We start from the raw sequence: 26,363 nt of genomic DNA on the forward strand, positions 1-26,363 counted from the left end.
CTACAAGGCTATTAAGCCGTAAAGTAATCCTCTAAGTCTTTTAAAGTAGTTTCGCTGGTTTGGATATCCTTCTGAACTTTGCCCTTTTCCAGCAAAACTATACGTTCGCAGACTTCCGTAACGTGACTTAAGTCGTGGCTAGAAATCATTAGCGTAACGTCCTTTTCTTTCTTCAGTTTTCTCAAAATTTCCTTTAGCCGAATTTGTGTGGTGGGGTCAAGGTTAGCAAAAGGTTCGTCCAATAAAATGATTTCAGGATTTCCCATCAAAGCCGCCACAATGCCTACTTTCTTTTGATTTCCTTTCGAAAGGTCACGGATGTACTTTTTCTTCCCTCTGATTTCATCGTTGAACAAATCGTCAAACTGATTCAAAAACTCCTGTAAATCACCTTTTGAGTAATTGTGCAAAGAGGCAATAAACTCGAAATATTCATCAGGTGTTAGGTAGTCAATTAGGAAGGATTCGTCCAAGAACGAACCAGTGTAATATTTCCAGTCCTCATTATTTTGAACGTTTACACCCTTAGAAAGCACCTCACCTGTTGAGGGTCTAATCAGGTCTAAAATCATTCTGAAGAAGGTCGTTTTGCCCGCTCCATTATTTCCAACCAAACCGTAGCTTTCGCCTTTGGCAATATGCATTTCAGGAATATTGACAACCTCAACTCCTTTATAACTTTTCGAAAGTTTTTTTACGTCAATCATCTTAATGGTTTATTGGGATCTAAAACTGGCAGCAAATTTATGTCTTCGACTAATGAAAAATTGGGTGAGCGCATTGAGCATTTTATCTCGGAATAAGAAGCCAATGAGTCCGGCCAAGCCTGTTAAAAACAGCCCCAAATTTTCGTAACCAAAGATTAAAAACGGAGCATAAAGCACGTAGGGCAAAATCATCATGGGAATCATAATGAGGAATTGCGCTGCACCTACGCCTTCATAATTAAAGGCTGCTCCTTTATTTAAATCAATCTTTTTCGGGTTGAACATGGCCAATCGCATTACAGCAAACACGTTTAATCCAATGTTAAATAGATAAGCAGCCAGATTAATCAAGACAATCTTCCATCCGAAATAACCATAGGCCAACGACACCACGAATGCTATGGTGGAGGTGGCCACGAATAACCAGTATTTTGATTCTATAAACTGCCTGAAGCTTACTCTTCTCGTAAGGATAAAATCGAAATAGCCACTTTCCCAGCTCAATAAAAACTGACCATAGTTGATAAAGAAAATTCCAGTAATAAACACCCCGGCAAACATGAAGATAAACTGCATTTGTTGGTAGTTATCGTTAGTATAAAAAATCAACCCATAGAGCAACAAAAGGGCACTCATGATCAATGTATTTCTTGGTCGCTTGTGACGCAAAATCAATTTCAGTTCGAGCTGAATCAGCTCTCCCATTCTTCCGTATTGCTTTAAGAAACCGAAATCTCCCGTAACCTTTTCTTCCTTTCTAATGGCCAACTCTTCTGGGTAAGTGTTATTTACCAAGAAGTTGTAGTTGAGTCTGTAAAACACAAAAGCCAGTACAACTGGGATAGCTCCTAAAGCTGGCTGCTCCACAATAAAGCCGAAAGTGGCAGAAGATAGGTCCGAGAACGAAACGATATTAAAATAATCGAGCGCACTAAGTGCCGCCACAAAGGCGATCAGACCAATGAAAAGGTTAGGTATATCATTCATCTTCTTTTTAAAGAGAATGACTACAAAATGCAGCGTAATAGAGAGGCCAACAATTGAAGCCAGCCAGCCAACAGCACTTACAACGCCATAATCAGCACCCACCCTTAAGATTGAAAAAGGAAGAAAAAGCAGAATAGCCAACAGGTTAAAAACGCTGAAAAGGCTCTTCCTGAACATAAAATGAATAATCTTCCCCTTCTTAATCGGTAGATGTAAGTAAGGCTGAATTTCTAAAACAGGTACATTCTGTAAAAAGAACCGGAGCATAAACTCAACCAAAAAATAGTAGAGAATAAAACCATTAACAAAAACTAGGGGGTCATTTTCCGGAAAAAAATCCCGCACCAGTTTATCAATAAGTACACCGGCAGTAAAAACATAAACCAGCATCATTAGGGCCGCAAAGCCCAAAAAAACATTTGTGAGTAAGCTCTTTGCCCAAACAGGCGAGCGAAATTCCTTTTTCCAAATGTGAGATATAAGCTGGCTTATCATTGATTTAATTTAGATTTCGATCTAGCTCTATAATTGAATAAAGTACGGCATGAGCAGCTTTGATATAGAATGATTGATTTACATTCTCAAATTCATCAGACCCTTTGTGATAGTGCTCGTGATCTTCTACTCCAAAATAGAGGAAGGGAATGTTATTCTTGTGGAAAACACCATGATCCGACTGCATCGTCCAATCGTCTTTACCTAAATCTGGAGAATCGTGACCAAACCTTAGTCTCAAAGGTGGTATTTCAACCTTTTCTAAAATAGACTTGTATCTAGGGTAGAAATGCGTTCCAGCCACATAAAGCTCATTCTTATCATTCATACTAATCATGTCCATATTAATGTTCAGTATGACATTCTTGATTGGAGTGTTTGGGTCATTAAAAATGGCCTTGGCTCCTTGAAGCCCCATTTCTTCACCATCCAGAGCAGCAAATATTAATGTGTGCCTTGGTTTATTGTTCTTGAAATACTCCATCATGGCAAGCATGGCTGCAACTCCTGAGGCATTATCATCAGCGCCATTAAATACTTCCCCATTAATTATCCCAACATGGTCGTAATGGGCCGTAATAATAAAAGCCGAATCGGATACCCCTTGGATATAACTTATGATATTTTCACCCATAACGGTATCTCCCTTGCTAATAAAAGTAAAAGGATGGCGGTACCCCTTCACAAAACGCTTTGGTTTTACCCTTTCAATCTGTTTGACAATAAATTGTCGAGCTATTTCTGCTCCTTTTGTCCCTGTTTTTCTGCCCTCAGCGGCATCATGTGAAAGTTTTCTTAAATCTTCCAACATGTATTCTGAATCTAAATCATTTTGGGAATAGGCGGTAATTGGCGCGCTCACAAATAAGATAATAAGCGCTAGGTTGAGGATATGCTTTTTCATTTTTATTTGGTTAAGTTCGAACAAAAAGAAATCGAACATTCAATATTTCGACTCTTTTCATGTTAAACTTAGTGAATTGAATAGTAAGTTTTGAAGGTCATAATATATAATTTTCTTTTTGTGCTTTTACTCAGCAGCTCACCACTGAATGCTCAAGGGACGAATGATTCACTATTTACACAGCTTCATATGAATGAAGCATACGATCCACCTCAAGATATTCTAAGTAGCAAATCAATTGTGTTGATGGATGTACCAAAGGGTATATCAGTGGAAGAAAGGTTAAAATTAGCAGATGAATTGCAGGCCTTTTTTGCAAAAGTGGGCGTTGACGCGGCCGCCTATTTTCAGATAAATAGCTTCAGTTCCGTGAGTGGAATGCAAGAGCAAATCCCAGATTTCATCTTAAAACGTGACATTAAAAACCTTATTTTTCTAACCGTTTTAAACCAGGAAGATGACTTTATATTAGGAATGGGGCCTTTTAATGGCAAACATAATTTTTATGATAAGGGAGCATCGTTTTGGTTGAGAAGAACTACTGATTTGGAAACCGTTTTCAGCGAACTCACGACAAGGCTAAAAACCGATGCTTTTCCAAAAGAAAACCTACTGTTAAGTAATTCAGCAGAGTTTTTCGAACCCACCGTTTCGGGTTTTAAACAAGCCTATGTTACCTTACCTAAAGACTTTGAAGGTAAAAAAATTGCGATTCCTCGAATAGATATAAACCCTTTTGCTGAACCCAATCCTCAGGCTTTAAGCATAGCGGCTCTAACATCGGCAAATATGTTTAAAAAGGAGCTATCAGATAGAAGTCATTCTTACGAAACGCTTGCCACCAAAGATTCCGTTTTATATCAAATCATAAGCGTAGAGAACAAAACCGATGCAGATTTGAGGCGCACTAGAGTAGATTATGTACTTCATTATATAGAGGCAGATGCTCAAAACGTTTACACCTTTTTACCCTTCGAAAAGCGTGAAGAAAACAAAACAGGGGTCTTAGTAAAGTTCTTCCTGCGTGACACCAGAACGAATATTGCATTTTTGGGGAGCAATTGGGACGCCAAGGAGGATTGGAATGAAGCCCTGAATTCATTTATTGCTCAGATCAACAGTATGAGGGGCAAATAACCCGATTGAACACATTATTGCCCATCAGTATATTTTAGAAAGGTTCTAAAAGCGCTATTAGCTACCTTCCTCCTCAATTAAAAACTTAAAAAAATGAGGATATCAGCATTATTAGGGTTTCTATTTTTAGGGCTGCAAGCACTAGCTCAGAACACCCAAGTAGATTACGAATCAATCTACAAAATCAAAGACGAAGGATTCAACAACAGTCAAGTAATGGACATTGCTTGGAACTTAACTGACAGAATCGGGCCTAGACTTACAGGTTCTGAAGGCTTGAAAAAAGCTTACGATTGGACTTCTCAAATGTATAAAGATTGGGGTTTAACCAATGTTAAGGTTGAAGCTTGGGGCGATTTCGGTCCAGGATGGGAAGTAGACAAAAACTACATTGCCATGACCGTGCCTTACTACCAAGCCATGATTGCTATTCCAAAAGCATGGACACCTGGTACTGGTAAAGAAATTACTGCCGAAGTGGTTTATGTTGAAATAAACTCGGAAGAAGATTTAGCCAAATACAAAGGTAATCTTAAAGGCAAAGTGGTTTTAATGCCAACTACAACTGAAGCCGTTAATGGTTATGATGCTGATGCACGTAGATACACAGATGAAGAGTTGGAAGGTATGACCAAAGTTGCTGTAAGAGGTGGCCGTGGTGGCGGAAACTTCAGCGCCAGTAGAATGTCTGATTTCAGAAGAGCTTCTAACCTAAGAAGAGCGGCTTACACTATGTTAAAAGAAGAAGGTGTAGCCATGGTGTTGAACACTAACCGTGGTGGACAAGGTACTTTCTTTACTTCTAACGGAGCAAGAAATGATGACAGCGCACTTCCTGAAATGGAAATGGCTCCTGAGCATTATAACAGAATGGTTCGTTTGCTACAAAAAGGCGAAAAAGTAATGGTTGAGGCTGAGACTAAAACTCGTTTTTTGAAGAGCGATACCAAAGGATACAATGTCGTTGGAGATATTGTTGGATCAGATGCTAGGTTGAAGAATGAAGTGGTAATGGTTGGAGCTCACCTTGATTCTTGGTTTGCAGGAACAGGCGCTACAGATAATGCTGCGGGATCTGCAGTAATGATGGAAGTAATGAGAATATTGAAAACTTCAGGTGTAAAGCTAAAAAGAACCGTAAGAATTGGTCTTTGGAGTGGTGAAGAGCAAGGTATATTCGGATCAAGAAACTACGTTCAAAACACTTTCATGACAGACAAAAAACCTAATGCAGCACACCAAAATTTCTCTGCTTACTATAACATGGATAATGGAACTGGTGCTATTAGAGGAATTTACCTACAAGGTAATGAAGCGACTAAAGGTCTATTCGAAGAGTGGTTCAAGCCTTTCCATGAAATTGGAGCAAGTACAATTACAACAAGCAACACGGGCGGAACTGACCACTTGGCCTTTGATGGTGTAGGCTTACCTGGTTTCCAGTTTATCCAAGATCCTATTGCTTACAATACAAGAACACACCATTCTAACATGGACATTTATGAAGCTTTGGAAGAAGTGGACTTGAAAAAGAACGCAGTAATTATTGCTGCTCTGGTAATGCAAACGGCTAATATGGATGCCAAAATGCCGAGAAAACCGAAAGATTTTTAATAAGCGTTTTTAGATTTTAGAAATAGCGAAAGGCCTTGTCTACAATAGACAAGGCCTTTTTCTTTGACTTTAAATCAGTAAAGTTCTGGATTAATGAAAGGAATAAGCGCCAGTACAATGGCTGGCCTATAATATTCAGCCCTATCAATCAGATCGTGAGTAAGGATACCTACCGCGCCATTTGATTGTTTGGAGTTCGATCGCTTAAATACCATATCGTCTGCTACACCTAATTCAATCCCTTGATGAATGAGCTCCGTAATTTTTGGTGGTAATGCAAAAGTAGCCGTTCTGGCTTCTCCCTTTTGATGCTTAGAAATGATGCTAATCCAAGCAAAGGCAATCATTTCGCCTTCTTCAGTTTCAGCAATTCCGCCTTCTATCCCGACCCAATAATCTGCATTAGGCTTAGCGGACTCTGCGTTCTTAGCCCTGTTTCTCGCGCCTAGAAGAGTTTCCGGGTCGCTCATCGGCTGGTCAGCCACATTAGAGGGGACATTTATTCCATTAAAGACAAAGACCTTCTCTTTAAATACTTCTGAAAAGGCCTTTTCAGTACATTTTATTTTTACAGGGTTTTGAGAGGCTATTACAACATTGATCATTCCTAATTATCCCTTTCCGTCTAGTTCCGCAAGTTTGTCGTTCATTTTCAGGCGCTCATAGAAAACCTTAAGCGCCCGGATGGTTCCTGGGTCACTAGGCTTGATTTTTCTGCACATTTCCATATAAGGTAATGCCTTTCGTGTCCAGTTATGACCCACTTCTTCAGTGCTTTTTCCACTAATAACATACTCCTCCGCACTCATCATGTTGATTCGGTCATACACGCGGTTGGCCTGCTCATTGAGCATTACCGCATAATTATAGTTGGCCGTAAAATCCTGAGGATACTTATTGAGGTAGATCTCATAATCCTCTGAAGCCATCTCAAAATATTTTTCAGAGCGATCTGGTAATCCGTTAACATAAGATTCTTTAAAAATACGATCAAAGAGATCGGCACGCCTTAATCTCAAATCAAAATTACTTGGAAATCGTTCTAAACCAGTGTTCAAACGAGATTCAGCCTCATCGAACTTATTCAACCTAATTAAGACCCTTACCTCCTCAGCTATGTATGGAGGGTGATCTGGGTATTCGAAAAGAGCTTCTTCAATCATGCTCAGCCTTTCTTGAAGAGGAGCATTCATGGATTGATTACACATGATAAGTCTATCATAAACCATTTGACTAAGCTTAGTCAAAGGCTTCATTCCTAAATAGTAATCAATGGCTTGCCGATAGTTTTGAGCATTTTGAGCACTCAAGCCAGCATATAAATAGGCGGTAGTATCTTGTGGTTTAACAGCCCTGGCCACCTCAAAAAGCTTTGTTGCCAATTCAAATTTCTGTTCTTGATAATATTTATAACCTTTATTAATTCCATCTGTCCAGAGAATCTCCAATTGATTGGAGGCAAGACGAAAAAGGTTGTTTTCAGGGTCGGTAAGTGCCTTCGTATTTTTATAGCACAGTGTTACTTCGGCTGCAAAGCCATTAAGGTCTACCTTAAATTTATCAAACTCGGGGGCCTCGCTCTTTAAGATTTCATGATATATACGGCCTTTGGTGTACCAAGCACGAGCACTTTTATTTCCCTCTGGGTTTTCAAAAACGTCATCTATTGTCTCTTTAGCTTCTATATATTTATTGTCATTCAAAAAAGTGCTGGCCACAGTCACCAAGTCCTGAGAATACCCAGACCCTGTAATCAATGTCAATAATATGGTTATAGCTAGCCTCAAATTGGTCAAATAGAACGACACGTGAAAATATGAAATATTGTAACAGTGGACATTATACTTTTCAAACTACATTAATTATTGTTGGAATACAGAAATAAGCATTTTATTTCTGTACATCAAAAATTTGGAGCACACTTATTAGAACCTAATTCAGTTTGTACTCGAAAACTAGATACAAAACAAGTAATGTTGGAGAGATTGTGAGGTTAAAGAATTCGCTAAATCGAATTGGATCAAATATATGAAAAATAGTACAAGGGCCATATTTAGCATGACCCCTGTATATCTTTCTCTATTGTTTTTTCCAATTAGGGAGCCTTCCTGATGTAAGTGGTGCCTCCAATTGGTCTAATTTGGTATCCATTCTAGTAAACTCACTCACTAAGGCTTTCACTTTAGGAAGAATTGGGGCGAACTCATCTGCGGCAATATCATAATTGGTTTTAGCCGTTCCAGTTACATTAGAAGTTGAACCAAAAATATCATAAACTGCGTTTTGTGCTCTTTGCCCTGTACTATATTCACCGTCCATGTCTAGTTGACCATAGTCAGAATCGCCATTGAGTTCAATACCAAGTGCTTTCACTTTAGACTCTAGCGCTAAGATTTCCTTCATGAGCTCATTACTTTCTCGCGCAGGAAAACCTTTGGCTGCAGCTTTATAGCTAGCAATTTTTCCATTCATTTCACCCAATACGGATCGGGTTGAATTGGCTGCCTGCATTAAGGCCATGGCCTTCTTTTTAAAATTTGCCATGTCTGCCCAATCTGCTGCTGGAATGGTTTTGTTGTCGATGTCTTTTACTTTGAAAGCGACAGGCCCAACCAATTCACTAATTTCGCCTTTTACATTTTGCGACAAACTCACGGTATAGTTGCCTGGAACAACATAAACGTTAGAAGAAGGCAAACTGCTGGTTACTGAAGCTTGTCTTTCGTTTACGGGGCCAAAGCCAGCATAGGTCATGTCCCAATTCATTTCGCTAATGCCTTTTCTCAAAGGGCTTCTTAATTCACTCACAATATCCCCCGATTGATCTTTTATGGTGAAGATTAAGAAAGAAGGAAGTTCGCTTTCTTCAGCCTTCAATTCTTCTAAAGTTGGGTAAGGAATAGCCTTTCCATTTTTAAAGGCTTCCGCGTCTTTTTTTGATCTTTCTGCTTTCAATGAACTTACACCTTCTTTCACGTAATAGGTAAAGATTGCCCCTCTAGTCGGGTTATCAGCTGAATAGAACATCTCGCCTTGAAAGCCTTTGTCTACACTACCCAAGCTACCCAGCGGTTGCCAAGTGTTGTACATCAAACCATCCTTTATTTTGAAAATATGACCGTCCTTGGCCAATAAGTCTTGGGTCATTTCACGCAGCGGAGCATAATTGTCTAACACATAAAAGCCTCTTCCAAAAGTACCCAGCACCAAATCATTTTCTCTTTCTTGAATTGCTATATCGCGTACATTCACCGCAGCAGGCAATCCAGCCGATAACTTCGTCCAGCTTTCGCCTTCATTCATAGAAACAAAAACACCGTATTCAGTTCCAGCAAATAGAATATTTGCGTTTACATGGTCTTGTTCTAAAGCATAAACCGCTCCTTTAGGTAGGTTCGAAGAAATACTCGACCATGTTTTTCCCTTGTCGTCACTTTTATACACATATGGGTTGAAATCGCCACTTTTATGATTGTTGAAAGCTGCATAAACTGTATTCACATCATGCTTCGATGCAATTAAATCATACACATAAGTATTTTCTGGAACGTCAGGAAAACGATTGATTTTCCTCCAGTTCTTTCCACCGTCTTCAGTGATATTGATTTGGCCATCGTCAGTACCTGCATAAAGTAATCCTTCTTGCAAACGCGATTCATCTAAAGAAACCGCAGCACCATAGCGAGAAGTTGATCCATTTTTCGCAACGGCATCCATAGGCCAAATTTTGCCCATAATCGGCAGTAAGTTTCTATCAATGTCTTGGTCAAGCTCACCACTAATTACTTCCCAAGAATCACCGCGATCTGTACTTTTAAACAACTTATTTCCACCAAAATATACCGTTTTGTGATCGTGTGGACTGATCATCAAAGGAGCGTCCCAGTTAAAGTTATACTGCCTTTCATCCTTTCTTGGTTTAGGCTGAATACTTACTGCCTCGCCACTTTTTCTATCAAAGCGAACAATGCCGCCATTTTGCGACTGAGAATATACAATGTTAGGGTCTTGAGGGTCAGGAACAGATTCGAAACCGTCACCACCTTGGGTTACAATCCAATCGGAACTTACGATACCATGGCGGCTTAACGTTTGCGAAGGCCCATGCAGACTGTAGTTGTCTTGGGTTCCTCCCATTATATTATAGAATGGGTATTCATTATCTACTGACACTTTGTAGAACTGGGTAACAGGCAAATTGCTAAAGAACTTCCAGTTTTGGCCTCTGTCAAACGATTCGTAAACGCCACCATCACAGCCTTGTAATAAATGATCTGTATTATTTGGGTCAATCCACATGGCGTGGTTATCCCAGTGTTTACTCTTCTCGCCCAAGCCAGAGAATGTTTTTCCACCGTCTTCAGTGATTTGTGTAAACGTGTCCAAAAGATAAACACGACCTACATGGACAGGATCAGCTACAATTTCTTGGTAATAATTTCCGCTGGAAGAAGTACTACTCATTTTCTCCCAAGAGGCGCCTCGGTTGGTACTTCTATAAAATCCCCCTTGACCACTTTGAGCTTCGACTACAGCATACAAAACTTCAGGGTCTGCTGGAGAAATAGCCATTCCAATTCTACCTTTATCCCCACCTGGCAAACCACGGTTAATTTTTTCCCAAGACTTCCCTGCATCCATCGATCTGTAAATGCCAGACTCTGGGCCTCCGCCTAAATAAGTCCATTGTCTTCTTCGTCTTTGGTGAGCTGTGGCATAAAGTATATCAGGATTTCTTGGGTCGAAGTGTACTTCGTTTACTCCTGTGTGCTCACTGATTTCTAAGACTTTCTCCCAGTTTTCGCCACCATCTGTAGTTTTGTAAAGTCCTCGATCCCCGCCTGCGCTCCAAACCGGACCATATGCGGCCACGTAAACTACATCAGAATTTCGTGGGTCAATGGCAACCATACCAATGTGCTCTGAGTTTTTCAAACCCATGTTTTTCCAAGAGCTTCCACCATCTTCTGATTTGTAAACTCCATCACCATAAGAAACGGAACGCTGGTTGTTGTTCTCACCAGTACCTACCCAAATTACACTATGGTTGTTTGGGTCAATTTCAACTGTTCCGATAGAATAGGAGCCTTGACCATCAAAAATCGGGGTGAAAGTTGTTCCTGCATTGGAAGTTTTCCAAACACCGCCAGCGGCTGCGCCCACATAAAATTCGCTATGGTTAGATGGGTTCACCGCTATGTCGGCAATTCTACCAGAGGTAAGTGCTGGGCCGACACTTCTAAACTTTAGGGTACCCAAAGAAATCCCTTTTAAAGGGTCATTTACTTCAGCTTTAGCTGGGTCTTTTTTATTGCGCTGGGCAAAAGAGATTGTAGAAACAAGGACAAATGCTAAGAATAAGCAAAGCACCTTGAAAGGACGAATATTTTTCATTTACATTGGTTTTGAGTTGAATAAATATAGCGTTTATTCGAAATAGCACACAATGTACATTTTAAGTATGGCATGGAAAAGCGCACAATAAAAACGGTCTGACTTTGGGCATAGCTCAATTAAAAGCCATAAACCGAAAATCAGACCGCAGTAAACTCAGTTGGAAGAGGGTATTACACTTACAGTTTCCTAAGCAAATTAGTAATCGAAGTTACTTCTGTAAGTTTGGCCTTCAGCTCGTCAATAGAAATTCTGATTTGACTTAAATCATCTCTATCACGAATCGTAACCGTGTTGTCTTCCAAAGTTTGATGATCGATAGTCACACAATATGGTGTTCCAATCGCATCCTGTCTTCTGTAGCGTTTACCAATCGCGTCTTTTTCATCGTATTGGCAATTAAAATCGAACTGAAGTTCGGCCAAAATTTCTCTTGCTTTTTGTGGCAATCCCGAATCTTCCTTTTTAAGTAATGGCAAGATGGCTACTTGATAAGGCGCCAAAGCTGCTGGTAATTTCAATACCGTTCTTTCGCTACCATCAGCCAATGTTTCTTCCGTATAAGCAGCACTCAATACCGCCAAGAACATTCTGTCCAAACCAATCGAGGTTTCTACCACATAAGGCACAAAAGATTCGTTTTCGACTGAATCGAAGAATTGAAGTTTTTTACCTGAGTGCTCTTCGTGTGCTTTTAAATCAAAGTCGGTTCTAGAGTGAATCCCTTCCAATTCTTTAAAGCCCATCGGGAAGTTGAACTGAATATCGGCAGCGGCATTCGCGTAATGTGCTAAGTTAATGTGGTCGTGGAAACGGTAATTTTCATCACCCAAACCAAGGGCTTTGTGCCATTTGATTCGTTTTTCTTTCCAGCTTTCATACCAAGTCAATTCTTCCCCTGGTTTTACAAAAAACTGCATTTCCATTTGTTCGAATTCGCGCATTCTGAAAATGAACTGACGTGCGATAATTTCATTTCTGAAGGCTTTTCCAATTTGGGCAATACCAAAAGGCACCTTCATTCTACCTGATTTTTGAACATTCAAGAAATTGACGAAAATCCCTTGAGCCGTTTCTGGACGTAAGTATATTTTGCTCGCGCCTTCTGCCACAGAACCCATTTCTGTAGAGAACATTAAGTTGAACTGACGAACGTCTGTCCAGTTTTTAGAACCCGAAACAGGATCGGCAATGCCCAATTCTTCGATCAGTGCTTTTACATCGGCTAGGTTTTCTGTTTCCAAGCTATTGCCTAAGCGCTGGCTAATTTCATCCATTTTCGCCTGATTTCTCAGTACGTTAGGATTGGTGGCCATAAACTGCTCTTTGTCGAAAGTATCGCCAAAACGCTTCTCTGCTTTTTCTATTTCTTTGGTAATTTTAGCCTCAATTTTATCAAGGTACTCCTCCACCAAAACATCGGCACGGTATCTTTTTTTCGAATCCTTATTATCGATCATCGGATCATTAAAAGCATCTACGTGCCCTGAGGCTTTCCAAGTAGTGGGGTGCATGAAAATCGAGGTATCAATGCCCACAATGTTCTCATTCATTTGCACCATGGCCTTCCACCAATACTGCTTAATGTTATTTTTTAATTCAACTCCATTTTGGCCGTAGTCATACGCGGCAGAAAGACCGTCATAGATTTCGCTGGATTGAAAAATAAAACCGTACTCCTTCGCATGTCCTGCGATTTTTTTAAGCTGATTATCGTCATTTTGTGCCATGCGGCAAAGATATGGAAAAGGCTTTCAACATATGCAATGCATTACTGAAAAAGGAAATTTCCGTTTATCAAGTCTCGGCATAATCCTTGAGGCCTTTTGCGAGTCTTAGAAATCAGAATCCTTATATTTGTTTGGTATGAAAAGAAAGCTTTCCACAGCAGTACTTATTTTGGCCGTCATTGTCGGTGGTATTGTTGGCGTACAACAGTATCAGCTTTATCAAACAAAAAAGTACAGTCCAGCTGAAGTAGCCTCTTATAACAACAATGCTATAAACATTGAGGTAACCTACAGCAGGCCATTCAAAAAAGACCGCGAGATCTTCGGAAAACTTGTTCCCTACGGAAAATGGTGGAGAACTGGCGCTAACGAAGCCACTACTATCCGCCTTTCAAGAGACGTTTCTTTTTCGGGAAAAACCTTAAAAGCAGGTTTCTATTCTTTAATAACTTTTCCTGGTGAAACCGAATGGGAAATTGTTTTCAACAACCAAATTCACGATTGGGGCACTGTTTATACTCCAGAAGATGATGTATTAAGAGTTAGTGCTAAGGTGGAAAGCCTACCTGAAGTTGTTGAACAGTTTACCATTGATTTTTCTGAAGAAAACGGAAGCCCCGTGCTCATTATGGCTTGGGACAAAACCAAGGTCTCTACTCCCTTTAAAGTACTTTAATTCCCCCTTAAGTATTATTTCATTTTGCAAATCTCAGATTAAGTAGATAAAACCGCCTTTTCTAACCTAGTCAATTCTACATTTTTCCTTCCTCATTAAACCTTGATCTTGCTTTTCAATCCAAGGTTCACAACAAACGAAAAAGAAATGAGGTCAATAATCAAAATTTTAATGGTAAGCTTGATCGGAGTATCAGCAAACCAAATGTTAGCTCAAAACTCTAGTAAGACATTATTGCAAACAGAGCAAATGGCAGCGAAGCTCGGTTTAAATGAGCAACAAAAACTAGCGCTGGATAAGGAATTGAAAGCAGCGCAAACAGAGCGCAAAGCCTCCATGGAAAAAATGAAGGCAATGAGAGAAGAAATGAAACGCGATGCTTTCGTAGAAAGACAAGCCAAGGATGAACGTCTTAAGGAAATTCTGACCGAAGAGCAATACGCCAAGTTAAAGGAGTCCTCAAAAAATGGTCAAAGAGGTCGGGTTCAAGGTCAAAGAAACCGAGGGGAAATGAGGGGAAACAGGAATGAAGCTCGCTTTTCACCACAAAATAACAGAGAAAATATGGGCGCGCGTATGATGATGAGAAAACGTGGTCCTGAAATGAAAGAGAAGGCCAAAGAGAAAAACGAGTCTAAAAAAGACGGAGGAAATTAAAGATTTGTAAAAGTGTAATATGTGGTTGTTTTGTAAAAAGGGGTTGATCGAAAGGTTGGCTCCTTTTTCGTTATCGGTCGAACTTCAATGTCACTTTTTGTAAACTCTCTTTGGAACCCACAATCGTTAGCACATCTCCTATTCTCAATCGAGTGTAACCATGTGTAATAATACTTTGCCCATTGCGGTTTACTGAAAGCACTATGATATCCGCTGGTAATCTCAAGTCCCTTAAAGGAATACCCCTCAGGTTTGGATTGAGTACCTGAATGTCCATGGTGTCTTGGCCTTCTTTCATTCCCAAGAGAAGTGTAGCCGCCTGAGGAGAACGAACCAAATGATCCATTAAACTCACCATAGCGGTATGAGGGTCTACAATAAGACATCCTAATTTGTGGAACTTCTCGAAATTATAGCGCTGATTCAGCCTCACCACAATGTCCTTTGTCCCTACATTCTGATAAATAAGCTCAGCAATCTCAAGGTTCTCGTCATCAGTAAGCGTGAGCACAATTGCTTCTACTTTTTCAACTTTAATGCCCTTGAATGTTTCTAGATCAAATTCCTTGACTTGATGAATTATAAGATCTGGAAAATCCTCCACATTCAAGTCTTTCTTTTGTGTCACTATTTCAGCTTCCCAACCATGTTCTTTAAGCTGCCTAGCTAGGGCGACACTCTGAGAATCGAAGCCTACGATAAAGGCATCTCGCACACCATCGTATTGAGGGATATTAGCCCTTGTATGGCCTTCCCCCACCAAATTAATGGACCACTTAAAAAGTGGCGGCCCAACGAATTGATTCAACACGATAACCGCAACCACTACCGTTGCAAACTCTGATCCCCAAGTTGGAAATGCATCAGCAACTACGGTGGCCAAACCTAAGCCGACACCCGCCTGAGTAACATAAGGCATCCAACCAATTTTTCGGAACAAAGGAGAATCGCCAGCCAAAGCTCCACCAACAAATGAACCCAACACCATCGTGACCAAACGCAGCGTAAATAGCAAAACAGCAATTCCGAAAAGCTCAATAAAAACGTCCAATGAAACGCTTATTCCCGTGAGGGTAAAAAAAGCGATGTATATGTAAGGACCTATTTCTTCCAGAATTTTCAGAAATTCATAGCGAAACTTACTGTAATTGGTAACGATGAAACTACCGATGATACAGATCAGCAATGGTTCTAAGTGAAATTCCTTTCCAAATTCTTCAACGGTATAACTTTTTACGAAATAGTAAAATGCATAAACAGCATAACCGGTGGCCAAAATCAGGGCGGTTTTTAAATGCTGATGCATTCTTTGCTTTAAAAGAAATGTCAAGATTTTCCCTACCAAAAAGCCCAGCCCAAAGGAGGCAGTAAGTTCTGCCAATAAAGTCAGCAAGAATTTCAGACGCAAAGGATCACCATTGACCAAGGCCTGTGATACAGAGAAACAGATCGCAAAAAGAAGAATTACCAGAAAGTCCTTCACCACGGTTACGCCCATGGCCGTTCGGACAAAAGGGCCTTTTGCTCGCATTTCGGTAATTACCGCTATGGCCGAAGCGGGAGAGCGTGCCACGAAAATAGTAGCCATTAATAGAGAGACAGCAACCTTATTCGCTGCATTTAAATCGCTCATGAAAGGAATAATGCCAGCCATGAAATAGATGACAATAGAACTGACGATAAAAGTGACGACCAGCTGCCCGAAAGTCATCCATTTGATACTTTTGAACTGACTTCTAACTTCTTTCAAGTAAAGTTCCGCTGCAGCTGCAAAAGCGATAAATGCCAGAGAAATGTCATTGATAAAGTGCAGACCATTGCCCGCACCTTTCGGAAGCAAATTAAAAATGAAAGGGCCAGAAACTAAGCCAATGACCAAAAGCCCCGTAATAAAGGGCAGCTTGATCTTTGTAAAAAAGCCCGCCAATTGCTTCGCGGCTACAGCTACAATGGCAAAGCCACCCAATAATAAAATCGTGTTTTGGTTAAAGGTCATGTAAAGCTAATGCGAGTTTTTATCCTTACTTCAGTTTTGAACAAGCTCACAAAATAGCTAAAAAATCTCTCTGAAAGCCGATTTTCAAGCAGTTTATGGCTAGCCCTTTAGCTTCGTATTGACAGTTAAGCCTTTAGTAAGTGTTTTGTGTACCGGGCATTTATCTGCAATCTGCAAAATTCGCGCGCTTTGCTCTTCACTCAAATTTCCAGTTAGCTCCACCTCTCTATCTATAAATTCCATTTGCGCTGGCGACCCATTTATGGCATCATCCGCATGGCGCTTATCGAAAGTCAGGTGTACTTTCACATCATCGAGCTCTATCTTTTTGTGGTTTGCATAAAGTCTTATGGTCATGGCGGTGCAAGCACCTAAGGCCGAAACAAGCAAATCATAAGGAGTTCCACCCAAATTGGTTCCCCCTACATCTTTGGGCTCATCGGCAATTAAGTAATGCTTATTCGCCATAATTTCAGAAAGGAGGCCATCTTCCTTTTCGTTTCTTACCACCACCTGATGTGTAGTTTCAAGCCCCTCTTCATTTACTTCCAAATCTACATAACGCTTAGCCCAGGTGGCAATTATTTCACCTACATAAATAGAGTCTTCTTTCGAAGTTAGAAGATGATCAGCCTGGTCTAATGATATATAGCTTTTTGGATGATGGGCGGCCATATAAATCTTTTCCGCATTATTAATGTCCACCGTTTCGTCTTGTGGGGAATGGAAAATCAGCAATGGCTTTCTTAATTCACTAATGACAGAAGTCAGCTCTGTTTTATCCAAATCATCGATAAACTGCTTTTTAATTGTAAAAGGTCTTCCACCCAATGAAACCACGGCTTTACCATTTTCCTCAATTTCTTCAAGCGAACTTTTAAAAAGCTTTTTAAGATGTGGCGTATCAGATGGAGCGCCAATGGTAACTACTGATTTTATGAAATCCAGATGGCTAGCAGCCATCAATACTGCAGCACCACCCAAGGAATGGCCAATCAAAATACTTGGCGCTTCGTAATTTTTCGCCAAATACTTAGCAGCAACAATAAGGTCTTGAATATTGCCAGAAAAATTAGTGTCTGCAAAATCACCTTCACTTTCTCCCAGCCCCGTGAAATCAAACCTTAAAACGGCAATTCCCTTCGAGGTTAATGCCCTGCTAATATTGGTCACCGCAATTAAATTCTTGGAACAAGTGAAGCAATGCGCAAACAAAGCATAAGTCACTGGCTTCTTGTCTACAGGCTGTTCGAGTTTTGCTGAAAGCAGAAAACCTTCGGCATTTTTGAATTGAAGCTTGATTGTTTTCATGGCCATTTTGGGTTTCTTTTTAAGGTTAATCTATGAAACGAGTTGTAAAGGCATATACCTAAAACCCCAAAGGGCTTTATTCGTTAACACAATGTGCTCTTTATTGAGTCACTAATTAATGATTTATTTTTTAGGCATAGGTAAGGGTAAATACCAAAAGCCTTGTTTTCTAATAAATCTACCTATAAATAAGGTCGCTCAAATATCTCTCTAAAGGAAGAGGAGTCCAATAGAGAATAAAACAACAGATTTGAACGATATAGATGAGGCACTATCTTAACCGATAGTGCTTTTTTATTGTCTATTGAAAAGATCAATTGGCCTAGCAGCTTAAACCTGAATTATGCATTAACCTTTCTATTCCATAGATAAATTACTTCAAAAGAGTCACTTAACATGCATTTAGTGAATCACCATAGCTATGCTATGCCTCTTCAATATAAGTAACCCTTTTTTTGTACTTTATCTCTTCATTTCGAAACCCAATGCATAATTCAGGTTAAAACAAATATCTTTGCAAACGGTTTATCAAGGCTAAATTCCAACCATGCAAAAAGAAAAAATTGGTGTCTTACTCGTTAATCTAGGCACTCCAGACAGTCCCTCCACATCAGACGTTCGCAAATACTTACGCCAGTTCTTAATGGATGGAAGAGTTATAGACATCCCATTTCTTTCTAGGTTTCTCTTAGTTCAGGGTATTATTGCCCCTTTAAGAGCCCCTAAGTCGGCAAAGGAATATGCCAAGCTTTGGGTTGAAAGAGGTAGTCCGCTAAAGTTTTACGGATACGATGTTCGCGATTCTTTGCAAGAATTATTAGGCCCTGAGTACAAGGTGGCTTTGGGTATGCGCTATCAAAGCCCAAGTATTGAAGAGGCATTAAACGAACTAAAAGCTGCCAGCGTAAGCCGAATCGTAGTGATTCCTTTATTTCCGCAATACGCCTCTGCTTCGACAGGTTCCGCGGTGCAAGAAGTAAATGATGTAGTGAATAAGTGGCAGGTGATTCCTTCTATGAGCTATATCAACCAGTTTATGGACCACCCTAAGTTTATTCAGGCCTTTGCTGAAAACGGACTTAAGTTGATGGAAACTACAGATTACGACCATGTGGTTTTCAGTTACCATGGTTTGCCCGAACGTCAAATCAAAAAAGGGTCTGATGGCAATCAGTGTCAGTTAGGCAGTTGTTGTAATAAATTCCATGAAAAGAACCGCTACTGCTATAGAGCGCAGTGTTTTTACACTTCTCGCCTTTTGGCCGAAAAACTGGGCTTAAGCGAAGATCAGTATACCATTAGTTTTCAATCGAGGTTGGGTAAAGATCCATGGATCAAACCTTACACTGATGAAATTTTAAAAGACCTTCCTAAAAAAGGAATCAAAAAGGTATTGGCTTATTCTCCTGCTTTTATTGCCGATTGCTTAGAAACTACGGTGGAAGTGGGCGGACAGTTTAAAGAGGAGTTTATGGAAGCAGGTGGAGAAGTTTGGGATTTGGTACCAAGCCTTAATAACTCGGCTACTTGGATTGCAGGGTTGAAAGAAATGGTAGAAAACGCATAGTCGAACTACCGTTTTATCTTTCTGAATTAGGTTTTAGAGAGCGGTTAATTCGCTGCGCTGATTTGCTCTATTCGAATAAATGCTCCGTCACCCAATAAGTTGGCACAATCAGAAAGTTCGTCTAGAATTTCTCCCTTAATAAATACCAAAGCCCCATTTTGCTTGTATTGGGCGGGCAAAAATGTAGGGACATAATATCGTCCTCCATCGGTTTGGAAAATGTATTCGCAACTAAGGCTTACCGTAGCCCCTTCCACAATGGTGCCTCTGAGTTCAGAAATGTCGATGTCCTCATCAGAGCAACTCAAAAGAAAAAAAGAAAGCAAGGCCAACAGATATATTGGCCTTGTTGTAGTCTTATGTAATATGGAACGAAATTCGTTCATCAATTCTATGCGTGTACTGGGTTTAGAATCTCAACGAGTTTTTCAACGGTATAGTCTACTTCCTCTGCAGTAGAATACTTACCAAAAGAAAAACGGATGCCTTGTCTTTCTGGGTCTGCTTTTATTCCTGTTAACACATGTGAACCCGTGTTGGCTCCACTAGAGCAGGCACTTCCGCCAGAAGCAGAAATTCCATTAATATCTAAATTGAAGAGAAGCATATCATTGTCTTCGTGTGCCGGAAAGCTTGCGTTCAACACCGTGTAAAGGCTGTGGCCTTCTCTGATATCTCCGTTGAATTCAATGCCTGAAACATTGTTTTTCAAGCCTTCAATCATTCTGGTTTTTAACCCTTGAATATGCTTAGCATGGCTGTCCATATCGCGATAAGCAATTTCTAATGCCTTGGCCAGACCAACAATGCCGTAAACGTTTTCTGTTCCGCCCCTGTGGTTTCTTTCTTGGCCTCCACCTTCCACAAAACGACCAATTTTTTTACTCTTGCAAACTCTTAAAAAGCCAACGCCTTTTGGACCGTTGAATTTGTGCCCTGCACCAACAATAAAGTGGCAAGTCAATGCCTGCAAATCATGTTTGAAATGGCCCATGGTTTGCACCGTATCGGAATGGAAAACGGCATCGTACTCTTTACACATCTCACCAATTCTGGCAATATCGTTGAGTGTTCCAATTTCGTTATTGGCGTGCATGATAGACACCATTGAACGTGAATTATCCTTTAACAGGCTATTCAAATGGTCATAATCCATATGACCCTGGCTGTCTACATCAACAAAGCTCAATTTCACTTTGCCTTGCGCTTCTAGCTTTTCTGCCGTTTGCAAAACTGCCTTGTGCTCAATTTTAGAAGTGATTAAATGCTTTAAACCATAGGCTTCAACACTGCAAGTAATGGCAGTATTATCGGCCTCAGTTCCCCCAGAAGTAAAGAAGATTTCAGAAGGAGTTGTATTCAGCAACTCCGCCACCGTTTTCCTCGCCCTTTCTACTTTCGTTCTTACTTCTCTTCCATGCGCATGGGTTGAAGACGGGTTTCCGTAGAACTCAAGCATCATTGGTTTCATGGCCTCAAAAACCTCAGGATCCAATGGGGTTGTAGCAGCGTTGTCTAAATATATCTTCTTCATTCTATCAAGATTTTGACGAAACGATTTCTTTAATATCGGTAATAATTTTATTAGCCAAATACTCGGCAGTGGCCTGAGATTCTGACTCAGAATAAATACGAATAATTGGTTCCGTATTCGACTTTCGCAAATGTACCCATTCTTTGTCAAACTCTATTTTTACTCCATCAATGGTATTTATCGGCTGCTTAGCATATCGCTTTTGCATTCCTTCCAATACTTTATCCACATCAATATCTGGTGACAAATCAATCTTATTTTTTGAGATGTGATAGTTAGGGTAGCTGGCCCTCAACTGAGACATTTTCTTTCCATACTTAGCCAGGTGTGTTAAGAAAAGAGCGATTCCAACAAGTGCATCTCTACCGTAATGTAATTCAGGATAGATGATTCCACCATTTCCCTCGCCACCGATTACAGCATTTATTTCTTTCATTTTGGTTACCACGTTCACCTCACCCACCGCAGCGGCTTCATAAGTGCCTCCTCTTTTTTCCGTTACATCTCTCAATGCTCGGGTAGAAGAAAGGTTTGAAACGGTATTGCCTTTGGTTTGCGAAAGCACATAATCAGCAACAGCTACCAAAGTGTACTCTTCGCCAAAAGGATCACCGTTTTCGGATACCATGGCCAAACGGTCAACATCTGGGTCTACCACAATGCCAAGGTCATAAATGCCCTTCTGCATAATTCTAGTAATGTCTCCTAAATGTTCTGGAAGTGGCTCGGGATTATGAGGAAAATGGCCATTAGGTTCACAATAAAGTTCTTCAATTTGAACAACCCCCAATGCTTTCAACAAAGGAGGAAGTGAAATACCTCCTGTAGAGTTTACGCAGTCAATAGCCACTTTGAATTTGGCCGCCCTAATCGCTTCAACATCAACCAGTGGAAGTTTAAGTATGGCTTCAATATGTTTTTGAATGTAGGTATCGTCTGTTCTGTATTTGCCTAAAGACTTAACAGGAGCAAACTCATAAGCATCGTTCTCCGCAATTTCTAATACTGCTTTACCGTCATCACCGCTAATAAACTCACCCTTTGCATTCAAAAGCTTTAGCGCGTTCCATTGCACAGGATTATGACTGGCGGTTAGAATAATTCCTCCACAGGCGTTTTCAGCGGTAACTGCCATTTCAACAGTCGGGGTAGTCGAAAGGCCAAGATCAACTACATTCAAGCCTAAACCTTGAAGGGTAGAACTGACGAGAGAGGAAACCATTTCGCCCGATGGTCGAGCGTCACGGCCAATTACAATTGTGTTTTGTTTGGAGTTTTGCTTCGCCCAGGTGCCAAAAGCGGCAGAGAATTTGACAACATCAATTGGTGTAAGTGCTTCGTTTACTTTACCTCCAATGGTTCCTCTTATTCCTGAAATAGATTTGATTAAGGTCACGTATATATTGGGTTGATTGTATTTACAAAGCTAGCAAAAACAGAATATGACGGTTCGTTTTGATCAACTTTTGACGGTATTAAAGAAACTGGGATTATTTAAACTTGGAGAGGACTTTATCTACTTCATTATCAGGATTTCCACAGCTTTCACCTGCTTGTACAGTTTTTCCACAATAGCCACAGGCGGCACCATCCTTATTCAAAAAGGGATTTTGGGAAGCACATGTTCCTTTGAACTCTCCGTTTTTTAAAAAAATTAAGCGGACAGACATGAATATGAAAAACAATCCTACAAGTCCTAAGGTCAAATATAGCGTTATCATGGTAGACTAATTTTTTGCAAATTTAAGATAGTTGTGCGTAGAACGCTACCTTTGGACTGTAAGTTTCCCAAAAAGCCTTTATCTCAATGCTCCAACCCGAAAAAGACATTCGTAGAAAAGAAAAACTAGACGCCTTCGACCGCTTGCTTACCATAATGGATGAGTTGCGCTTAAACTGCCCCTGGGACAGAAAGCAAACACTGGAGAGTCTTCGCCATTTGACCATTGAAGAAACTTACGAACTTTCAGAAGCCATTCTCGAAAACAACCTTGATGAAATCAAAAAGGAAATTGGAGACGTCATGCTTCATTTGGTGTTTTATTCAAAAATAGCCGATGAACAAAAAGCTTTTGATGTTGCCGATAGCATAAACGCCATTTGCGATAAGCTTATTCACCGCCACCCACATATATATAGTGACGTGGAAGCCAAGGACGAACAGGCAGTTAAGGAGAACTGGGAAAAAATTAAATTAAAGGAAAAGGGAAATACTTCCGTTTTAGGAGGAGTACCTAAAGGCCTACCAGCCATGATAAAAGCCATGCGAATTCAAGACAAGGCAAGAGGAGTTGGGTTTGACTGGGAGAAGAAGGAGCAGGTTTGGGAAAAGGTAGAAGAAGAAATGCAGGAGTTCAAGGATGAATTCAACATTGAGAACACTGCTAAAATCGATAAGGAAAAAGCTTCTGGAGAATTTGGTGATATGCTTTTCTCGCTCATCAACTACTCTCGTTTTATAGATATCGATGCAGAGGAGGCTTTAGAGCGAACAAACCTTAAATTCATTAAACGTTTTCAGTTTTTAGAAACCGAATCGAAAAAGGATGGTAAAAACATAGCTGAAATGAGCCTTCAGGAAATGGATAAATATTGGGAAAGGGCTAAGAATCTTTAGAGATTTGCAGTGAAATATCTATGAAGTTCAATAAGACATTTTCAACATTTTTAATCTGGAGAATACGCCACATCAGTACGCGTAACTTCCTTATAATTCTAAGTGGGGTTATAGGTCTTTTGGGGGGAGTGGCGGCCGTGCTCTTAAAAAGCACCGTCCATTATATTCAACATACCCTCAGTGACTTTAGAGAAGATGTTGCCCATTATCTTTTTCTAATTTATCCACTAATAGGTATCGTTATCACTTCCATTGTTGCTGATAAACTTTTGAAGGAAAAATTAGGTCACGGAATCACCAGTATCCTGTACACCATCTCTAAAAAATCAAGCATTATAACATGGGTAAAAACCTATAGTAGTATGGTCACTTCGGCCATTACAGTAGGTTTTGGTGGTTCGGTAGGGCTAGAGGCGCCTATAGTGGTTACTGGCTCAGCCATTGGCTCAAACATTGGGCAGCTGATGCACCTTAGTTATAAGCAACGGACCTTAATGATTGGCTGTGGTGCAGCCGCAGCAATTTCCGGAATTTTCAACTCTCCTGTTGCAGGTGTTATTTTTAGTATCGAAGTTATTCTAACAGATGTAACCATTGCAGCCTTTATCCCACTGCTGATCGCTTCCGTGATTGGTTCACTCGTTTCCATGCTCACTCTAGGACCAGATGTGCTCTTCTCCTTCGACTTAAAGGATCCATTTCTCGCTTCTGATTTTCCTTACTTCCTAGTTTTAGGCGTTTTATGTGGTTTGGTTTCAGTGTATTTCACGCGGCTGACTCAGTATACTGAGTCTATTGCAGTAAAAATTAAGAGCAAAACAGGAAGGGCCGTTTTTGGAGGTTTAGCGTTGGGGATCATCATTTTTGTTTTTCATCCAATTTATGGTGAAGGTTACGATTCCATCACCACTATTCTCAATGGAAACCCTGAAGCACTTCTAAAAGAAAGCTTTTTCCTAAAAAATCAAGACAGTACACTTTACCTTATTCTTTTTTCTCTAGGAATTTTGCTGATCAAACCAATTGCCACCGGACTTACTTTGGGGGCTGGTGGTAGTGGAGGAATCTTTGCCCCCTCGCTTTTTATTGGAGCAATTACTGGGTACATCTACTCTCAAACCATCAACTTTTTAGGAATAGGCAAAACACTTTCAATAAGTAATTTCACCTTAGTTGGCATGTGCGGAGTAATGAGTGGTGTATTGCACGCCCCACTTACCGCCATATTCCTTATTGCAGAAATTACCAGTGGTTACACTTTGTTTCTACCCTTAATGCTGGTCTCGGCTATTGGGCTAAGCACCTCACGTTATTTCGAGCAGTACTCCTTTTATACTGGTCGTTTAATTAAAGCAGGAGACCTCATTACTAACGATAAAGACCGGCAGGTATTAAGCTTGATAAAAATCGAAAAGCTTATTGAAAACGACTTACTTACTATCCATCCAGAAAAAACCCTTGGCGATTTAGTGGCCTTAGTTCGAAAGTCTAAAAGGAATATATTTCCTGTCGTAAATGAGAAGGGTGAGCTTCAGGGAATCATTACGCTTGATGACATTCGTGAAATTATGTTTGATCCAGCATCTCAAAAAAGTGTTATTGTCGCAGCCTTAATGCATAAACCCCCTGCTACGGTTTCTACAAGCGATAAAATGGAAGAAGTAATGACAAAATTTGAGAAGACAGGCGCGTGGAATCTCCCTGTGATTAAGGACGATAAGTACTTAGGAATTATGTCAAAATCGCGTATTTTCAGTGCTTATCGTACTAAACTCAAGCGTCAGAATAAGGAATGATTGTTCCAAAAATAGACGCCCGTTTTTTATAAACTATTTTGCTCCCCATTTATGAAAATATACCTTCAGAATGTCCTAGGGCAATTTTTTTAAATACTTATCAACAAAAATCAAATTCCACTTGTTTAATTTAAACTCCTTAAAGTCAGTCACTTATGGATTTTGTGTTAATAAATGTGGACAACTTTGCAGTTTTGTGGAAAACATTATTTGACTTTAATCAATCTTTGTTTTGTCTAAAAATCTTCTCAGTAATCGATTTTAGAAAGCCCATTTCTGAACCAGAAACGCAGCTTTCAGCAGAGGCTTCAATTGTATTTTCAGTAGTAAGAGTTGACTCAAATCGAAACGCAAATAGTTCAATCTCTAATCACCTGAATGTTAACCCAATATTACGCTCATATGAGCACGTTATTCTTTTGTATTTGGCCTCAATAAAAACCGAAGTGAAAACAATTTGGTTACTTTGAGCCCTCATTAGAATATTCATATTTCTAAACATGAGTGATCGAGGTGCTCATTCTTGAATCCAGTGAAAAATTCTTCAAACAACAGTCACATAAAATATGTTGAATGAAAGACGGAGAATGACGAGCTTCAAGCTTTGAAAAAGGAATTGCCAATAAAGATCAAAGGTTATGGTTTATATTAAAGCATTTGTAACGTCATTTCTCTTTATAGTAGGAGGACTGAACCAAAATCCTCAGGGGGTTAAAATAGGGGGTACCGCTCCAGACTTTAACCTTAAAAATATTGATGGTAAAATGGTGTCACTTAATACCAATAAAAGCGCGAAGGGCTATATTATTATTTTCACTTGTAATACCTGCCCTTATTCAGACATGTACGAAGATCGAATTATAGCATTGCATCAGAAGTATGCCGCTTTAGGCTATCCTGTAATCGCAGTTCAACCCAACAACCCAACAATCTCTACAGGGGATTCTTATTCTAAAATGAAAGAAAGGGCCAACGACAAAGAGTTTCCTTTCCCCTATTTAATAGACACGGATAATCAGGAAACCACTGCTGCCTATGGCGCAACAAACACGCCTCAAGTATATGTTCTAAACAAAGAAGGAAAGGAATTTAGAGTAGCCTATATTGGTGCAATTGACAATAACAGTCGAAACCCTAAGGCAGCCACCAAACGATACGTAGAAAGTGCTGTAGATGCCCTTTTAAATGGGCAAAGCATAGAAACCAACAGTACCAAGGCGATTGGCTGTACTATTAAATAA

General features: G+C 40.1%; 21 protein-coding genes. 8 read left to right on the forward strand and 13 right to left on the reverse strand.

From position 1 onward, the window contains the following. Nucleotides 1-11: 11 nt before the first annotated feature. From AWN68_RS02090 to AWN68_RS02100, 3 genes are read right to left on the reverse strand one after another with little or no spacing between them, the layout of a single operon-like run. Nucleotides 12-707: an ABC transporter ATP-binding protein gene (locus tag AWN68_RS02090; protein ID WP_068410756.1), complete on the reverse strand. Its 696-nt coding sequence runs from the start codon at nucleotides 705-707 to the stop codon at nucleotides 12-14. Nucleotides 708-716: 9 nt separating this feature from the next. Continuing rightward, nucleotides 717-2,189, reverse strand: a complete 1,473-nt coding sequence (locus AWN68_RS02095; protein WP_068410759.1) for a DUF5687 family protein — start codon at nucleotides 2,187-2,189, stop codon at nucleotides 717-719. 4 nt (nucleotides 2,190-2,193) lie between these two features. Continuing rightward, nucleotides 2,194-3,093, reverse strand: coding sequence for a M28 family peptidase (locus AWN68_RS02100; protein ID WP_084362748.1), 900 nt, complete (start codon nucleotides 3,091-3,093; stop codon nucleotides 2,194-2,196). 189 nt (nucleotides 3,094-3,282) lie between these two features. On the opposite strand from AWN68_RS02100, the gene AWN68_RS02105 reads away from it, so the two are divergent. After that, entirely contained in the window at nucleotides 3,283-4,230 is a 948-nt protein-coding gene (locus AWN68_RS02105) for a hypothetical protein (protein ID WP_157716037.1), read from the forward strand. Nucleotides 4,231-4,323: 93 nt separating this feature from the next. Then, nucleotides 4,324-5,844, forward strand: coding sequence for a M20/M25/M40 family metallo-hydrolase (locus AWN68_RS02110; RefSeq protein ID WP_068410764.1), 1,521 nt, complete (start codon nucleotides 4,324-4,326; stop codon nucleotides 5,842-5,844). Between the two features lie 74 nt (nucleotides 5,845-5,918). Here AWN68_RS02110 and yjjX read toward each other — a convergent pair whose 3' ends face one another. From yjjX to AWN68_RS02130, 4 genes are all read right to left on the reverse strand, one after another. Then, a complete protein-coding gene (yjjX, locus tag AWN68_RS02115) occupies nucleotides 5,919-6,449 on the reverse strand; it encodes an inosine/xanthosine triphosphatase (protein ID WP_068410766.1) in 531 nt (176 codons plus the stop codon). Between the two features lie 6 nt (nucleotides 6,450-6,455). Further along, entirely contained in the window at nucleotides 6,456-7,607 is a 1,152-nt protein-coding gene (locus tag AWN68_RS02120; RefSeq protein WP_068410769.1) for a tetratricopeptide repeat protein, read from the reverse strand. A 316-nt stretch (nucleotides 7,608-7,923) separates the two neighbouring features. After that, nucleotides 7,924-11,238, reverse strand: a complete 3,315-nt coding sequence (locus AWN68_RS02125; protein WP_068410772.1) for a WD40/YVTN/BNR-like repeat-containing protein — start codon at nucleotides 11,236-11,238, stop codon at nucleotides 7,924-7,926. A 179-nt stretch (nucleotides 11,239-11,417) separates the two neighbouring features. Beyond that, nucleotides 11,418-12,968 (reverse strand): glycine--tRNA ligase, encoded by a 1,551-nt coding sequence (locus AWN68_RS02130; protein ID WP_068410775.1) that lies wholly within the window; start codon nucleotides 12,966-12,968, stop codon nucleotides 11,418-11,420. 136 nt (nucleotides 12,969-13,104) lie between these two features. On the opposite strand from AWN68_RS02130, the gene AWN68_RS02135 reads away from it, so the two are divergent. Together AWN68_RS02135 and AWN68_RS02140 are read left to right on the forward strand one after the other, a co-directional pair. Further along, entirely contained in the window at nucleotides 13,105-13,644 is a 540-nt protein-coding gene (locus AWN68_RS02135) for a DUF2911 domain-containing protein (protein WP_068410777.1), read from the forward strand. 249 nt (nucleotides 13,645-13,893) lie between these two features. Next, nucleotides 13,894-14,301 (forward strand): hypothetical protein, encoded by a 408-nt coding sequence (locus tag AWN68_RS02140; RefSeq protein WP_157716038.1) that lies wholly within the window; start codon nucleotides 13,894-13,896, stop codon nucleotides 14,299-14,301. A gap of 70 nt (nucleotides 14,302-14,371) precedes the next feature. Here AWN68_RS02140 and AWN68_RS02145 read toward each other — a convergent pair whose 3' ends face one another. Together AWN68_RS02145 and AWN68_RS02150 are read right to left on the reverse strand one after the other, a co-directional pair. After that, nucleotides 14,372-16,297, reverse strand: a complete 1,926-nt coding sequence (locus AWN68_RS02145; protein WP_068410784.1) for a cation:proton antiporter domain-containing protein — start codon at nucleotides 16,295-16,297, stop codon at nucleotides 14,372-14,374. Nucleotides 16,298-16,396: 99 nt separating this feature from the next. Beyond that, nucleotides 16,397-17,608, reverse strand: coding sequence for a bifunctional alpha/beta hydrolase/OsmC family protein (locus AWN68_RS02150; RefSeq protein ID WP_068411472.1), 1,212 nt, complete (start codon nucleotides 17,606-17,608; stop codon nucleotides 16,397-16,399). A gap of 547 nt (nucleotides 17,609-18,155) precedes the next feature. Here AWN68_RS02150 and hemH point away from each other — a divergent pair. Further along, on the forward strand, nucleotides 18,156-19,175 hold the full coding sequence (hemH, locus tag AWN68_RS02155) for a ferrochelatase (RefSeq protein WP_068410787.1): 1,020 nt from the start codon (nucleotides 18,156-18,158) through the stop codon (nucleotides 19,173-19,175). A 44-nt stretch (nucleotides 19,176-19,219) separates the two neighbouring features. Here hemH and AWN68_RS02160 read toward each other — a convergent pair whose 3' ends face one another. The 4 genes from AWN68_RS02160 to AWN68_RS02175 form a co-directional block, all read right to left on the reverse strand. Continuing rightward, on the reverse strand, nucleotides 19,220-19,561 hold the full coding sequence (locus AWN68_RS02160) for a hypothetical protein (protein WP_157716039.1): 342 nt from the start codon (nucleotides 19,559-19,561) through the stop codon (nucleotides 19,220-19,222). 5 nt (nucleotides 19,562-19,566) lie between these two features. Continuing rightward, nucleotides 19,567-20,709 (reverse strand): cysteine desulfurase family protein, encoded by a 1,143-nt coding sequence (locus AWN68_RS02165; RefSeq protein WP_068410793.1) that lies wholly within the window; start codon nucleotides 20,707-20,709, stop codon nucleotides 19,567-19,569. A 4-nt stretch (nucleotides 20,710-20,713) separates the two neighbouring features. After that, nucleotides 20,714-22,105, reverse strand: a complete 1,392-nt coding sequence (glmM, locus tag AWN68_RS02170) for a phosphoglucosamine mutase (protein ID WP_068410796.1) — start codon at nucleotides 22,103-22,105, stop codon at nucleotides 20,714-20,716. Nucleotides 22,106-22,199: 94 nt separating this feature from the next. Then, entirely contained in the window at nucleotides 22,200-22,430 is a 231-nt protein-coding gene (locus tag AWN68_RS02175; RefSeq protein ID WP_068410799.1) for a hypothetical protein, read from the reverse strand. A gap of 86 nt (nucleotides 22,431-22,516) precedes the next feature. Here AWN68_RS02175 and mazG point away from each other — a divergent pair, with 86 nt between their 5' ends. From mazG to AWN68_RS02195, 3 genes are all read left to right on the forward strand, one after another. Continuing rightward, nucleotides 22,517-23,326: a nucleoside triphosphate pyrophosphohydrolase gene (gene mazG, locus AWN68_RS02180; protein ID WP_068410802.1), complete on the forward strand. Its 810-nt coding sequence runs from the start codon at nucleotides 22,517-22,519 to the stop codon at nucleotides 23,324-23,326. 20 nt (nucleotides 23,327-23,346) lie between these two features. Continuing rightward, nucleotides 23,347-25,122, forward strand: coding sequence for a chloride channel protein (locus tag AWN68_RS02185; RefSeq protein WP_068410805.1), 1,776 nt, complete (start codon nucleotides 23,347-23,349; stop codon nucleotides 25,120-25,122). A 638-nt stretch (nucleotides 25,123-25,760) separates the two neighbouring features. Then, nucleotides 25,761-26,363 (forward strand): thioredoxin family protein, encoded by a 603-nt coding sequence (locus AWN68_RS02195; protein ID WP_068410811.1) that lies wholly within the window; start codon nucleotides 25,761-25,763, stop codon nucleotides 26,361-26,363.

Source organism: Roseivirga echinicomitans (genome assembly GCF_001592935.1).
In the GTDB taxonomy this organism is placed as follows: Bacteria; Bacteroidota; Bacteroidia; order Cytophagales; family Cyclobacteriaceae; genus Roseivirga; species Roseivirga echinicomitans.

Bases quoted from the DNA above. Each gene is read 5' to 3' on its own strand.
- AWN68_RS02090 (WP_068410756.1), bottom strand. From the start codon at position 707: ATGATTGACGTAAAAAAACTTTCGAAAAGTTATAAAGGAGTTGAGGTT.
- AWN68_RS02095 (WP_068410759.1), bottom strand. From the start codon at position 2,189: ATGATAAGCCAGCTTATATCTCACATTTGGAAAAAGGAATTTCGCTCG.
- AWN68_RS02100 (WP_084362748.1), bottom strand. From the start codon at position 3,093: ATGAAAAAGCATATCCTCAACCTAGCGCTTATTATCTTATTTGTGAGC.
- AWN68_RS02105 (WP_157716037.1), top strand. From the start codon at position 3,283: ATGAATGAAGCATACGATCCACCTCAAGATATTCTAAGTAGCAAATCA.
- AWN68_RS02110 (WP_068410764.1), top strand. From the start codon at position 4,324: ATGAGGATATCAGCATTATTAGGGTTTCTATTTTTAGGGCTGCAAGCA.
- yjjX (WP_068410766.1), bottom strand. From the start codon at position 6,449: ATGATCAATGTTGTAATAGCCTCTCAAAACCCTGTAAAAATAAAATGT.
- AWN68_RS02125 (WP_068410772.1), bottom strand. From the start codon at position 11,238: ATGAAAAATATTCGTCCTTTCAAGGTGCTTTGCTTATTCTTAGCATTT.
- AWN68_RS02130 (WP_068410775.1), bottom strand. From the start codon at position 12,968: ATGGCACAAAATGACGATAATCAGCTTAAAAAAATCGCAGGACATGCG.
- AWN68_RS02135 (WP_068410777.1), top strand. From the start codon at position 13,105: ATGAAAAGAAAGCTTTCCACAGCAGTACTTATTTTGGCCGTCATTGTC.
- AWN68_RS02140 (WP_157716038.1), top strand. From the start codon at position 13,894: ATGGCAGCGAAGCTCGGTTTAAATGAGCAACAAAAACTAGCGCTGGAT.
- AWN68_RS02145 (WP_068410784.1), bottom strand. From the start codon at position 16,297: ATGACCTTTAACCAAAACACGATTTTATTATTGGGTGGCTTTGCCATT.
- AWN68_RS02150 (WP_068411472.1), bottom strand. From the start codon at position 17,608: ATGAAAACAATCAAGCTTCAATTCAAAAATGCCGAAGGTTTTCTGCTT.
- hemH (WP_068410787.1), top strand. From the start codon at position 18,156: ATGCAAAAAGAAAAAATTGGTGTCTTACTCGTTAATCTAGGCACTCCA.
- AWN68_RS02160 (WP_157716039.1), bottom strand. From the start codon at position 19,561: ATGAACGAATTTCGTTCCATATTACATAAGACTACAACAAGGCCAATA.
- AWN68_RS02165 (WP_068410793.1), bottom strand. From the start codon at position 20,709: ATGAAGAAGATATATTTAGACAACGCTGCTACAACCCCATTGGATCCT.
- AWN68_RS02175 (WP_068410799.1), bottom strand. From the start codon at position 22,430: ATGATAACGCTATATTTGACCTTAGGACTTGTAGGATTGTTTTTCATA.
- mazG (WP_068410802.1), top strand. From the start codon at position 22,517: ATGCTCCAACCCGAAAAAGACATTCGTAGAAAAGAAAAACTAGACGCC.
- AWN68_RS02185 (WP_068410805.1), top strand. From the start codon at position 23,347: ATGAAGTTCAATAAGACATTTTCAACATTTTTAATCTGGAGAATACGC.
- AWN68_RS02195 (WP_068410811.1), top strand. From the start codon at position 25,761: ATGGTTTATATTAAAGCATTTGTAACGTCATTTCTCTTTATAGTAGGA.